11 protein-coding genes and 1 tRNA gene are annotated in these 13,094 nt (G+C 68.1%); 10 read left to right on the top strand and 2 right to left on the bottom strand.

Annotated features, from left to right (window positions below):
- The first annotated feature begins 17 nt into the window (after nt 1–17).
- Nucleotides 18–1,073, top strand: a complete 1,056-nt coding sequence (locus tag PV419_RS12645) for a UDP-N-acetylmuramate dehydrogenase (RefSeq protein ID WP_319688055.1) — start codon at nt 18–20, stop codon at nt 1,071–1,073.
- A 17-nt stretch (nt 1,074–1,090) separates the two neighbouring features.
- Here PV419_RS12645 and PV419_RS12640 read toward each other — a convergent pair whose 3' ends face one another.
- A complete protein-coding gene (locus PV419_RS12640) occupies nt 1,091–2,110 on the bottom strand; it encodes an adenosine deaminase (protein WP_319688054.1) in 1,020 nt (339 codons plus the stop codon).
- A 180-nt stretch (nt 2,111–2,290) separates the two neighbouring features.
- On the bottom strand, nt 2,291–3,529 hold the full coding sequence (locus PV419_RS12635; RefSeq protein ID WP_319688053.1) for a pyridoxal phosphate-dependent aminotransferase: 1,239 nt from the start codon (nt 3,527–3,529) through the stop codon (nt 2,291–2,293).
- A gap of 241 nt (nt 3,530–3,770) precedes the next feature.
- Between PV419_RS12635 and PV419_RS12630 the strand changes: the two genes are divergently transcribed.
- From PV419_RS12630 to rpoB, 9 genes are all read left to right on the top strand, one after another.
- Nucleotides 3,771–3,843 (top strand) — tRNA-Trp (locus PV419_RS12630).
- Nucleotides 3,844–3,863: 20 nt separating this feature from the next.
- Nucleotides 3,864–4,238: a preprotein translocase subunit SecE gene (secE, locus tag PV419_RS12625; protein WP_319688052.1), complete on the top strand. Its 375-nt coding sequence runs from the start codon at nt 3,864–3,866 to the stop codon at nt 4,236–4,238.
- A gap of 76 nt (nt 4,239–4,314) precedes the next feature.
- Entirely contained in the window at nt 4,315–5,163 is an 849-nt protein-coding gene (gene nusG, locus PV419_RS12620) for a transcription termination/antitermination protein NusG (RefSeq protein ID WP_319688051.1), read from the top strand.
- A gap of 160 nt (nt 5,164–5,323) precedes the next feature.
- The gene (gene rplK / locus PV419_RS12615) at nt 5,324–5,758 is read left to right on the top strand and encodes a 50S ribosomal protein L11 (protein ID WP_030412999.1); all 435 of its coding nucleotides are present in this window, start codon (nt 5,324–5,326) and stop codon (nt 5,756–5,758) included.
- A 76-nt stretch (nt 5,759–5,834) separates the two neighbouring features.
- Entirely contained in the window at nt 5,835–6,551 is a 717-nt protein-coding gene (gene rplA / locus PV419_RS12610) for a 50S ribosomal protein L1 (protein WP_319688050.1), read from the top strand.
- A 222-nt stretch (nt 6,552–6,773) separates the two neighbouring features.
- On the top strand, nt 6,774–7,622 hold the full coding sequence (locus PV419_RS12605; RefSeq protein ID WP_319688049.1) for a hypothetical protein: 849 nt from the start codon (nt 6,774–6,776) through the stop codon (nt 7,620–7,622).
- A 286-nt stretch (nt 7,623–7,908) separates the two neighbouring features.
- Nucleotides 7,909–8,466 (top strand): 50S ribosomal protein L10, encoded by a 558-nt coding sequence (rplJ, locus tag PV419_RS12600; protein ID WP_319688048.1) that lies wholly within the window; start codon nt 7,909–7,911, stop codon nt 8,464–8,466.
- Nucleotides 8,467–8,544: 78 nt separating this feature from the next.
- Nucleotides 8,545–8,931: a 50S ribosomal protein L7/L12 gene (rplL, locus tag PV419_RS12595; protein WP_319688047.1), complete on the top strand. Its 387-nt coding sequence runs from the start codon at nt 8,545–8,547 to the stop codon at nt 8,929–8,931.
- A gap of 587 nt (nt 8,932–9,518) precedes the next feature.
- Nucleotides 9,519–13,001: a DNA-directed RNA polymerase subunit beta gene (gene rpoB, locus PV419_RS12590; RefSeq protein WP_319688046.1), complete on the top strand. Its 3,483-nt coding sequence runs from the start codon at nt 9,519–9,521 to the stop codon at nt 12,999–13,001.
- Nucleotides 13,002–13,094: the final 93 nt, after the last annotated feature.

Raw genomic sequence — 13,094 nt, 5'->3', positions numbered from 1 at the left:
CCCGTACTCTTGAGCGCGTGCAGGAACTCCACGACGCGCCCCTGGCCCCCCTCACCACCTTCCGCCTCGGCGGCCCGGCGGGCCGGCTGCTCACGGCCACCACCGACGACGAGGTGATCGCGGCGGTCCGGGAGGCCGACACGGCCGGGACCCCGCTCCTGGTGATAGGCGGCGGCAGCAATCTGGTCATCGCCGACAAGGGCTTCGACGGCACCGCCCTGCGCATCGCGACCAGCGGCTTCGCCCTCGACGGCAGCCGGCTGGAGCTGGCCGCGGGCGAGAACTGGTCGGACGCCGTGGCCCGCACGGTCCGGGCCGGTCTCGCCGGGATCGAATGCCTGGCCGGAATCCCCGGCTCCGCGGGGGCGACCCCGATCCAGAACGTGGGCGCGTACGGCCAGGAGGTCTCGGCCACGATCACCGAGGTCGTCGCCTACGACCGGCGCGCCGAGGCCGTCGTGACCATGCCCAGCGCCGACTGCGGCTTCGCCTACCGCCACAGCCGCTTCAAGGCCGATCCGCAGCGCTATGTGGTGCTGCGGGTGCGCTTCGCGCTGGAGGACGCGGGCGGCCTGTCCGCGCCGGTCAAGTACGCGGAGACCGCCCGCAACCTCGGCGTGGGGGTGGGGGAGCGGGTGCCCGTCGCCACCGCCCGCGACACGGTCCTCGGGCTCCGCGCGGGCAAGGGGATGGTCCTCGACCCGCAGGACCACGACACCTGGTCCGCGGGCTCCTTCTTCACCAACCCGGTCCTGACCGAGGACGCCCACGCCGCCTTCCTGGCCCGCGTCGCCGAGCGCCTGGGCCCCGACGTCACCCCGCCCGCCTACCCGGCGGGGGAGGGGCGCATCAAGACCTCCGCCGCATGGCTGATCGACAAGGCGGGCTTCACCAAGGGCTACGGCACCGGCCCCGCCCGCATCTCCACCAAGCACACGCTCGCCCTGACCAACCGGGGCGACGCCACGACCGAGGACCTGCTCGCGCTCGCCCGCGAGGTCGTGGCCGGGGTCGAGGCCGCGTTCGGGGTCACGCTCGTGAACGAGCCGGTGACGGTCGGCGTCAGCCTCTGACGGCACGGACCCGGCGACTACCCGGCGGCCACCAGCCAGCCGTCGATGTCGGCGAGCAGCCGCTCGGCCACCTCCTTCGGGGCCGCCGAGCCGCGGACGGACTGCCGGGCCAGCTCGGCCAGCTCGGCGTCCGTGAAGCCGTGGTGCTCGCGCGCCAGCTCGTACTGGGCCGCCAGCCGCGACCCGAACAGCAACGGGTCGTCGGCGCCCAGCGCCATCGGTACCCCGGCGTCGTACAGCGTGCGCAGCGGCACGTCCTCCGGCTTCTCGTACACCCCCAGGGCCACGTTCGAGGACGGGCACACCTCGCAGGTCACGCCCCGCTCGGCGAGCCGGCTCAGCAGCCGGGGGTCCTCGGCGGCCCGCACGCCGTGGCCCACCCGCTGCGCGCCGAGGTCGTCCAGGCAGTCGCGGACGCTGCTCGGGCCCGACAGCTCGCCGCCGTGCGGCGCCGCCAGCAGGCCGCCGTCCCGGGCGATGGCGAAGGCCCGGTCGAAGTCCCGGGCCAGGCCGCGCCGCTCGTCGTTGGAGAGGCCGAAGCCGATGACGCCCCGGTCGGCGAAGCGGACCGCCAGCCGGGCCAGCGTGCGCGCCTCCAGGGGGTGCTTCATGCGGTTGGCGGCGACCAGCACGCGCATCCCGAGCCCGGTGTCCCGGGAGGCGGTCTCCACGGCGTCCAGGATGATCTCCAGCGCCGGGATCAGGCCGCCAAGACGCGGCGCGTACGAGGTGGGGTCGACCTGGATCTCCAGCCACCCGGCGCCGTCCCGTACGTCCTCCTCGGCGGTCTCGCGCACCAGCCGCTGGATGTCCTCGGGCTCGCGCAGGCAGGACCGCGCGATGTCGTACAGCCGCTGGAACCGGAACCAGCCGCGCTCGTCGGTGGCGCGCAGCTTGGGGGGCTCGCCGCTCCTGAGCGCTTCCGGGAGGTGGACGCCGTACTTGTCGGCGAGCTCGAGCAGCGTGGCGGGGCGCATCGAGCCGGTGAAGTGGAGGTGCAGATGCGCTTTGGGGAGCAGATGTACGTCACGTGCCATCTGGAGATCCTGCCCCAGCCCGGGGCGCGCCGGTACCGCTTTCGCCGAACGGGGGCTTGCCCGCACATGAATGCGGGCGTAAAGGGCCGCGGGCGCCTGTGACCGCGCCCATGGCCGCTGGTACGACCGCGGGCGCCCGGCCATCGCCGAGCGCCCGCGTCGATGGGGGAGGGCGCGAAATCAGTCGCGCGCCTCGCCCAGCAGCTTCTGCAGCCGGGAGACCCCCTCGACCAGGTCCTCGTCGCCGAGCGCGTACGAGAGCCGCAGGTAGCCCGGGGTGCCGAAGGCCTCGCCAGGGACGACCGCGACCTCGGCCTCCTCCAGGATCAGCTCGGCCAGCTCCACGGAGCTCTGCGGCCGCTTGCCGCGGATCTCCTTGCCGATCAGGGCCTTCACCGACGGGTAGGCGTAGAAGGCGCCCTCGGGCTCGGGGCACTCCACGCCGTCGATCTCGTTCAGCATCCGCACGATGGTGCGGCGGCGGCGGTCGAACGCCTCGCGCATCGCGGCCACGGCGTCCAGATCGCCCGCGACGGCGGCCACGGCGGCGGCCTGTGCGACATTGCTCACGTTGGACGTGGCGTGCGACTGCAGGTTGGTCGCGGCCTTGACGACGTCCTTCGGGCCGATGACCCAGCCCACCCGCCAGCCGGTCATGGCGTACGTCTTCGCCACGCCGTTGACCACGATGCACTTGTCCCGCAGCTCGGGCACCACCACCGGCAGCGAGTGGAATTCCGCGTCCCCGTACACCAGGTGCTCGTAGATCTCGTCGGTGAGCACCCACAGCCCGTGCTCGGCCGCCCAGCGCCCGATCGCCTCGACCTGCTCGCGCGAGTAGACGGCGCCGGTGGGGTTGGACGGGGAGACGAAGAGCACCACCTTGGTGCGCTCGGTGCGGGCGGCCTCGAGCTGCTCCACGGAGACCCGGTAGCCGGTGGTCTCGTCGGCGACGACGTCGACCGGGACGCCGCCCGCGAGCCGGATCGACTCGGGGTAGGTGGTCCAGTACGGGGCGGGGACGATGACCTCGTCGCCCGGGTCCAGGATCGCCGCGAACGCCTCGTAGATCGCCTGCTTGCCGCCGTTGGTCACCAGGACCTGCGCCGCCTCGACCTCGTAGCCGCTGTCGCGCAGCGTCTTCGCGGCGATCGCGGCCTTGAGCTCGGGCAGCCCGCCGGCCGGGGTGTAGCGGTGGTACTTCGGGTTGCGGCAGGCCTCCACGGCGGCCTCGACGATGTAGTCGGGCGTGGGGAAGTCGGGCTCGCCCGCGCCGAAGCCGATCACCGGACGCCCGGCGGCCTTGAGGGCCTTGGCCTTGGCGTCGACGGCGAGCGTGGCGGACTCGGAAATGGCTCCGATACGGGCGGAGACACGGCGCTCTGTCGGGGACTGTGCAGGAGGGGTAGCAGCGGTCATATGTGCATCGTCCCAGACCGCCGAATACCGCGGCACGCGGGTTTACGGCCTGGGGGTCGGCAGGGATCGGTGTCGCGACGCCCGGCACGGCCCCCAGGCCGTTCCGGGCGCCATGGGCGCTTCTCGTTCGACGCCCGGCCCTCAACCACGTACACTCATCCGTCGTTGGCCGCTCAACAGCCGTTTCGCCTCGCGTACTCCATGGAGCCGGGTGGATGCGGTAGGTTGGGTGGAGCCGCAAAGGGTCGTAGCTCAATTGGTAGAGCACTGGTCTCCAAAACCAGCGGTTGGGGGTTCAAGTCCCTCCGGCCCTGCTACACGCACGTTTATCAAGGTGCGTGCGCGTGTACTGAAATACATCGCTGTGCGGCCGAGCCGGACGCGGCACGGCCACGATCCGGATTCAGGTGAGGACGTAGTGACGGAAGCCCTTGGCTCCACCGCGACGCCTGAAAGCGGTCGTCCCGAAGACGAGGTGGCGGCCAAGAAGAGCCGCCGTGGTGGCAAGCGCGCCAAGAAGGGGCCCTTCGGCAGGCTCGCGCTCTTTTATCGCCAGATCGTTGCTGAGCTGCGCAAGGTCGTGTGGCCCACACGTGGCCAGCTGTCGACGTACACCACTGTGGTGATCGTCTTTGTGCTCATCATGATCGGCATCGTTACCGTGATTGACTATGGGTTCAACCAAGCCATCAAGTACGTCTTTGGCTGATCCCGAAGGGTGGCGCTGTCTCAAGTTGCCCCTTCGCACGTTCCACCCCTCTTGAAGCCAGGAAGAAGCAGCCACCGTGTCTGACCCGAACCTGAACGAGGCCGCCGAGGCCGTCGAGTCCGCCGAGGACGAGCTCGACATCATCGAGGCTGCCGATGAGGACCAGGCCGAGGCTGCGGAGGCTGAGGCGGGAGAGCCGGCCGAGAAGGATGCGGTCCGCGTCGAGGACGAGGCCGCTGTCCTGGGGGCCGGGGATGCTGCCGACGCCGACGCAGAAGAGGCCGAAGAGGCTGAAGAAGAGGTCGCGGTCGACCCGGTCGAGGCCCTGCGCGAGGAGCTGCGTACCCTCCCCGGCGAGTGGTACGTCATCCACACCTACGCGGGGTACGAGAACCGCGTGAAGACCAACCTCGAGCAGCGCGCAGTCTCGCTGAACGTCGAGGACTACATCTTCCAGGCCGAGGTGCCGCAGGAAGAGGTCGTCCAGATCAAGAACGGCGACCGCCGCACCGTGCGCCAGAACAAGCTCCCCGGCTATGTGCTGGTGCGCATGGACCTGACGAACGAGTCCTGGGGCGTGGTCCGCAACACCCCGGGCGTCACCGGCTTCGTGGGCAACGCGTACGACCCGTACCCGCTGACCCTGGACGAGATCGTCAAGATGCTCGCCCCGGAGGCCGAGGAGAAGGCCGCCAAGGCCGCCGCCGAGGAGGCGGGCCTGCCGGCGCCGAGCCGCAAGGTCGAGGTCCAGGTCCTGGACTTCGAGGTGGGCGACTCGGTCACGGTCACCGACGGCCCCTTCGCGACGCTGCAGGCGACGATCAACGAGATCAACGCCGACTCGAAGAAGGTCAAGGGCCTGGTGGAGATCTTCGGCCGGGAGACCCCGGTCGAGCTGAGCTTCGACCAGATCCAGAAGAACTGACCCTACGCAACCTTCCGATCAGGTCAGACGGGCTTCGCGGCCGGTCTGACCTGCTCGGTTTTAGGCCGCACAGGTATACCCGTTATCGTTGTGCGGTATGCCTCCATCCGGACGATCCGGTTCGGAGGCGAACCACCTCTCACTAAGACCCGGAGAGAGCATGCCTCCCAAGAAGAAGAAGGTCACGGGGCTGATCAAGCTCCAGATCCAGGCCGGCGCCGCGAACCCGGCCCCGCCGGTCGGCCCCGCGCTGGGTCAGCACGGCGTCAACATCATGGAGTTCTGCAAGGCCTACAACGCCGCGACCGAGTCGCAGCGTGGCATGGTCGTGCCGGTGGAGATCACGGTCTACGAGGACCGTTCCTTCACCTTCGTGACCAAGACTCCGCCGGCCGCCAAGCTGATCCTCAAGGCCGCGGGTGTGGAGAAGGGCTCCGGTGAGCCGCACAAGACCAAGGTCGCCAAGATCACCCGCGACCAGGTCCGCGACATCGCCACCACCAAGATGCCCGACCTGAACGCCAACGACCTGGACGCCGCCGAGAAGATCATCGCCGGCACCGCCCGCTCCATGGGCATCACGGTCGAGGGCTGACACTCCCGCAGCACCACCGTGGCAGGGCCAGGCGCGGCCCGGACCACGACTCCATACGAATCCATCAGGAGCAGCAGTGAAGCGCAGCAAGACTTTCCGCAGCGCGGACGCCAAGATCGACCGGGAGCGCGTGTACCCCCCGCTCGAGGCGGTCCGGCTCGCCAAGGAGACCACCACGAGCAAGTTCGACGCCACCGTTGAGGTCGCCATGCGCCTGGGTGTCGACCCGCGCAAGGCCGACCAGATGGTCCGCGGCACCGTGAACCTTCCGCACGGCACCGGTAAGACCGCCCGGGTCCTGGTCTTCGCGACCGGTGACCGTGCTGCGGCCGCGGAGGCCGCCGGCGCCGACATCGTCGGCTCCGACGAGCTCATCGACGAGGTTTCCAAGGGCCGGCTGGACTTCGACGCCGTCGTCGCCACCCCGGACCTCATGGGCAAGGTCGGCCGCCTGGGCCGGGTGCTCGGTCCGCGTGGTCTGATGCCGAACCCGAAGACCGGCACCGTCACCCCCGACGTGGCCAAGGCCGTCACCGACATCAAGGGCGGCAAGATCGAGTTCCGCGTCGACAAGCACTCGAACCTGCACTTCATCATCGGCAAGGTCTCCTTCGACGAGGCCAAGCTGGTGGAGAACTACGCCGCGGCGCTCGAGGAGATCAACCGTCTCAAGCCGTCCGCCGCCAAGGGCCGCTACATCAAGAAGGCGACCCTGACCACCACGATGGGTCCTGGCATCCCGCTGGACGCCAACCGCACCCGCAACCTGCTGGTCGAGGAAGAGGCCGTCTGAGCACGTCCAGACACGTGTTCTGAGAGTGCCCTGAGTGCCGTATGAGGCGGCGCTCAACGTCTGTGAGCCGGGTTTCCATGCCTCCCTGAGGAGGACGGGAACCCGGCTCATCGCGTTGGGCGTCCCCTCAGATACAGTCTCAGCAGTCGTAAAAGATAAATAAGAAGCAAAGACATAGGGGGACCTGTGCGCGGTACTCGTTTCGCTGCTCGATGTGCGGCGGTGCTCAGTGGTGTGGTCCTGGTCGCCGGTCTCACCGCCTGCGGGAGCGACAAGGCCGACAGCAACAAGGGCGGTGACAAGTCCGACAAGGCCGCCGAGTCGGTGGGCAGCCCGCTGGCCGCGCTGAAGCTCGCCTCGCAGCAGACGGACCAGCAGCACTCGGCCAAGGTCGAGGGCACCACGCAGATGGGTGCACAGAACTCGACCATGTCCGGCGCGATGGACTGGGCGAACGGCATGCGCGCCAACATGACCATCACGCAGAAGGGCGGATCGGTCCAGAACTCGCCGCTGGCGGGCAAGCCCATGGAGGCGCGCTACACGCCCGACGCGATGTTCATGAACCTGGGCTCCGAGTTCGCAGCGCAGGCCGGCGGCAAGCACTGGATGAAGTACGACTACGACACCCTGGCCAAGCAGGCCGGCGCCTCCGGTGAGTTCCTCAAGGACCAGATGCAGAACACCGACCCGGCGCGCTCGGTGCAGCTGCTGATCGCCACCGGCAAGGTCAAGAGCGTGGGCTCGGAGTCGGTCAAGGGCGTCAAGGCGACCCACTACACCGGCACCGTGCAGGTCTCGGAGCTGGCCAAGATGCAGTCCAAGGACCTCTCCGAGAGCGACCTCACGGCGCTGCAGAAGCAGCTGGAGACCTCCGGCATGGAGACCGAGACCATCGACCTGTGGATCGACGGTGACAACCTGCTGGTCAAGAAGCGGGAGCAGGCCGACAGCAACAACGGGAAGTACGACTCGACGGTCTACTACTCGGACTACGGCACCAAGGTCACGGTCGAGGAGCCGCCCGCCTCGGACACCATGAACTTCGAGGACGCCCTCAAGCAGCAGTAGCCGACCTGGCCCCAGAGCCGATTTGCCTGGCCACGGCCCGTTCGCGTAGTCTTCCACAGAAGCCAAAGACCGCTGGTCGCTGCTGTGCTCCCGCAAGGGGTGCGGCGGCGTAAGGATCCGCTAGCTGCGGACGACCTGCGCAGGTGATTGTGGATGGACTCCCGATCGGGCCGTGAGCCCGTTAGGTCGAGTTACGCCCCGAGCGCCTGCGCCGGGGCGTTTCGTTTTGTTCAGCCTCCTTTCCCGGCCGATGCGGTCCTCATCACCCGGAAGGAGGCCGAGGCTCATGGCGAGGCCTGACAAGGTCGCGGCCGTCGAGGAGATGACGGACAAGTTCCGTAACTCCAACGCTGCTGTTGTGACCGCGTACACCGGTCTCACCGTCGCGCAGCTCAAGGAGCTGCGCCGTTCGCTCGGTGAGAACGCTCAGTACCGTGTGGTGAAGAACACGCTGACCAAGATCGCGGCCAACGAGGCCGGGATCACCACGCTCGACGACCTGTTCGCGGGTTCGTCGGCCGTCGCCTTCGTGACCGGTGACCCGGTCGAGGCGGCGAAGGGTCTTCGTGACTTCGCCAAGGAGAACCCCGCGCTCGTCATCAAGGGCGGCGTCCTTGACGGCAAGTCGCTCTCCGCTGACGAGATCAAGAAGCTCGCGGACCTCGAGTCCCGCGAGGTGCTGCTCGCCAAGCTGGCGGGCGCCATGAAGGGCAAGCAGTCCCAGGCTGCGGCGCTCTTCCAGGCGCTCCCCTCGAAGTTCGTCCGCACCGCGGAGGCGCTTCGCGTCAAGAAGGAAGAGCAGGGCGGTGCCGGCGAGCCGGCTCCCGCCGAGGCCGCGGAGTAACTCTCCCGCTGCCCAGCGGGCCCGTGCCCGCCGACATGTACATCCGGCACCAGCCGATTTAGTGGAAGGACCGCCATCATGGCGAAGCTCAGCCAGGAAGACCTGCTCGCGCAGTTCGAGGAGATGACCCTCATCGAGCTCTCCGAGTTCGTGAAGCTCTTCGAGGAGAAGTTCGACGTCACCGCCGCGGCCCCGGCCGCCGTCGCCGTCGCCGCGGGTGTCCCGGGCGCCCCGGCCGAGGCCGCCGAGGAGCAGGACGAGTTCGACGTCATCCTCACCGGCGCCGGCGAGAAGAAGATCCAGGTCATCAAGGTCGTGCGTGAGCTGACCTCGCTGGGTCTGAAGGAGGCCAAGGACCTCGTCGACGGCACCCCGAAGCCGGTCCTGGAGAAGGTCAACAAGGAGCAGGCCGAGAAGGCCGCCGAGTCCCTCAAGGGCGCCGGCGCCTCCGTCGAGGTCAAGTGACCCGAGGGGTTCAGGGGCCCTGCGGACCCCGCTGACCCGCTCCGTTCCGTAAGGGCGATCACCCGTTGGGGTGGTCGCCCTTCGGCGCTCCCGCGACGGCTGCGTTGCCTTGTCGGTCCCTGAGGGTATGGTGATCTTCGTTGCCTGTCGCCACGCCCTGTGACGATCTCGCCGGAGTGGGGGGCCTTGACGAACGGCACGCAGCGCGCAATTCTCAGGACGCGACGTCACACCGATCCGAGTCCGAGGCATGGATCGGCGGCGAAGCGGGCAGTATCGATATGCGCTTGAGGCGCATGGGTGGCTGCAGGCGTTCGAAAACATAGAGAAGACAACGAGGGGGAGGGCCCCCTCACCGGAGGGAGAGATTGGCGCTGCCGGTCTCAGGAACTCGGAGCTGGACATCAGTGTGCCAAGTGGCTACACTGACCCTTTGCGCTGCCTGTTAGCTGCCTCCTGCCCGTCACCAGGGGCATGCCCACCTTAGAGCACGGCCGAGGGAATCTCTCTGACCAGGGATTTCCTCCATGGCTCGAGTTGGGACCGGCACGCGCGTAGTGAGTCCGAGCCCTCGGAAGGACCCCCTCTTGGCCGCCTCGCGCAACGCCTCGACTGCCAATACGAACAACGGCGCCAGCACCGCCCCGCTGCGCATCTCCTTTGCGAAGATCAAGGAGCCCCTCGAGGTTCCGAACCTCCTCGCGCTGCAGACCGAGAGCTTCGATTGGCTGCTCGGCAATGCCGCCTGGAAGGCTCGCGTCGAGGCTGCGCTGGACAGTGGCCAGGACGTCCCCACCAAGTCCGGCCTCGAGGAGATCTTCGAGGAGATCTCCCCGATCGAGGACTTCTCCGGGTCGATGTCGCTGGCCTTCCGCGACCATCGCTTCGAGCCTCCGAAGAACTCCATCGACGAGTGCAAGGAGCGCGACTTCACGTACGCGGCGCCGCTCTTCGTCACCGCCGAGTTCACCAACAACGAGACCGGCGAGATCAAGTCCCAGACGGTCTTCATGGGCGACTTCCCACTCATGACCGACAAGGGCACCTTCTGCATCAACGGCACCGAGCGTGTCGTCGTCTCGCAGCTGGTCCGCTCGCCGGGCGTCTACTTCGACTCCTCCATCGACAAGACGTCCGACAAGGACATCTTCTCCGTCAAGGTCATCCCGTCCCGGGGTGCCTGGCTGGAGATGGAGATCGACAAGCGCGACATGGTCGGTGTGCGCATCGACCGCAAGCGCAAGCAGTCCGTCACCGTCCTCCTGAAGGCGCTCGGCTGGACGACCGAGCAGATCCTGGAGGAGTTCGGCGAGTACGAGTCCATGCGCGCCACCCTGGAGAAGGACCACACCCAGGGCCAGGACGACGCGCTGCTCGACATCTACCGCAAGCTGCGCCCGGGCGAGCCCCCGACGCGTGAGGCCGCGCAGACGCTGCTGGAGAACCTCTACTTCAACCCGAAGCGCTACGACCTCGCGAAGGTCGGCCGCTACAAGGTCAACAAGAAGCTGGGTTCGGCCGCTCCGCTGGACGCGGGCGTCCTGACGGTCGAGGACGTCATCGCCTCGATCAAGTACCTGGTGAAGCTGCACGCCGGTGAGACCGAGACGGTCGCCGAGAACGGCCAGACGATCGTCGTCGAGACCGACGACATCGACCACTTCGGCAACCGCCGCATCCGTAACGTCGGCGAGCTGATCCAGAACCAGGTCCGCACGGGTCTGGCCCGTATGGAGCGCGTCGTCCGTGAGCGCATGACGACTCAGGACGTCGAGGCGATCACGCCGCAGACCCTGATCAACATCCGGCCGGTCGTCGCCTCCATCAAGGAGTTCTTCGGCACCAGCCAGCTGTCGCAGTTCATGGACCAGACGAACCCGCTGTCGGGTCTGACCCACAAGCGTCGTCTCAACGCCCTCGGCCCCGGTGGTCTCTCCCGTGAGCGGGCGGGCTTCGAGGTCCGAGACGTGCACCCGTCGCACTACGGCCGCATGTGCCCGATCGAGACGCCCGAAGGCCCGAACATCGGTCTGATCGGCTCGCTCGCCTCGTACGGCCGGGTCAACGCGTTCGGTTTCATCGAGACCCCGTACCGCAAGGTCGTCGACGGTGTCGTCACCGATGACGTCGACTACCTGACGGCCGACGAAGAGGACCGCTTCGTCATCGCGCAGGCCAACGCCCCGCTGACGAACGACCTGCACTTCGCCGAGAACCGCGTCCTGGTCCGCCGCCGTGGCGGCGAGGTCGACTACATCCCGGGCGACGACGTCGACTACATGGACGTCTCGCCGCGCCAGATGGTGTCGGTCGCGACCGCGATGATCCCGTTCCTCGAGCACGACGACGCCAACCGCGCGCTCATGGGATCGAACATGATGCGCCAGGCCGTGCCGCTGATCAAGGCGGAGTCCCCGCTGGTCGGCACCGGCATGGAGTACCGCTGCGCGGTCGACGCCGGCGACGTCATCAAGGCCGAGAAGGACGGTGTCGTCCAGGAGGTCTCCGCCGACTACGTGACGGTGGCCAACGACGACGGCACCTACACCACCTACCGCGTGGCCAAGTTCTCCCGCTCGAACCAGGGCACCTCCTTCAACCAGAAGGTGGTCGTGGACGAGGGCGCCCGGGTGATCGCCGGTCAGGTGCTGGCCGACGGCCCGTCCACCCAAGAGGGTGAGATGGCGCTCGGCAAGAACCTGCTCGTGGCGTTCATGCCGTGGGAGGGCCACAACTACGAGGACGCGATCATCCTCAGCCAGCGCCTGGTGCAGGACGACGTCCTCTCCTCGATCCACATCGAGGAGCACGAGGTCGACGCCCGTGACACCAAGCTCGGCCCCGAGGAGATCACCCGGGACATCCCGAACGTCTCCGAGGAGGTCCTGGCCGATCTCGACGAGCGCGGCATCATCCGCATCGGCGCCGAGGTCGTGGCCGGTGACATCCTGGTCGGCAAGGTCACCCCGAAGGGTGAGACCGAGCTGACCCCGGAGGAGCGGCTGCTGCGCGCGATCTTCGGTGAGAAGGCCCGTGAGGTCCGTGACACCTCGCTGAAGGTGCCGCACGGCGAGATCGGCAAGGTCATCGGCGTCCGCGTCTTCGACCGCGAAGAGGGCGACGAGCTGCCGCCGGGCGTGAACCAGCTGGTCCGCGTCTACGTGGCGCAGAAGCGCAAGATCACCGACGGTGACAAGCTCGCCGGCCGCCACGGCAACAAGGGCGTCATCTCCAAGATCCTGCCGGTCGAGGACATGCCGTTCCTGGAGGACGGCACCCCGGTCGACATCATCCTGAACCCGCTGGGTGTCCCGTCCCGAATGAACCCGGGACAGGTCCTGGAGATCCACCTCGGCTGGCTGGCCTCCCGCGGCTGGAAGGTCGAAGGCTCCGAGGAGTGGATGCAGCGGCTGAAGGCGATCGGCGCCGACGAGGTGGCCCCCGGCACCAACGTCGCGACCCCGGTCTTCGACGGCGCCCGCGAGGACGAGATCTCCGGTCTCTTCGAGTCGACGATCCCGAACCGTGACGGCGACCGTCTGGTCCAGTCGTCCGGTAAGGCCCGGCTGTTCGACGGCCGCTCCGGCGAGCCGTTCCCGGACCCGATCTCGATCGGCTACATGTACATCCTCAAGCTGCACCACCTGGTGGACGACAAGCTGCACGCCCGCTCCACCGGTCCGTACTCGATGATCACCCAGCAGCCGCTGGGTGGTAAGGCTCAGTTCGGTGGCCAGCGCTTCGGTGAGATGGAGGTGTGGGCGCTGGAGGCATACGGCGCCGCGTACGCCCTCCAGGAGCTGCTGACCATCAAGTCCGACGACGTCACCGGCCGCGTGAAGGTCTACGAGGCCATCGTCAAGGGCGAGAACATCCCCGAGCCCGGCATCCCTGAGTCCTTCAAGGTCCTCATCAAGGAGATGCAGTCCCTGTGCCTCAACGTGGAGGTGCTGTCGTCCGACGGCATGTCCATCGAGATGCGCGACACCGACGAGGACGTCTTCCGCGCTGCGGAGGAGCTCGGTATCGACCTGTCCCGGCGCGAGCCGAGCAGCGTCGAAGAGGTCTGACGGGTCTGGCTGGGGCGATCGTCCACCGCGACCGCCCCGGCCTCTCCCCGGACCCCCAGTCAGACCCGAAGACACGACCCTGAAAGAGGGATT

It is taken from the genome of Streptomyces sp. ME19-01-6 (assembly GCF_033793745.1).
Classification (GTDB): Bacteria; Actinomycetota; Actinomycetes; order Streptomycetales; family Streptomycetaceae; genus Streptomyces.
The sequence above is the reverse complement of the archived record's forward strand: the minus strand, read 5'-3'. Positions and strand labels throughout refer to the sequence as shown.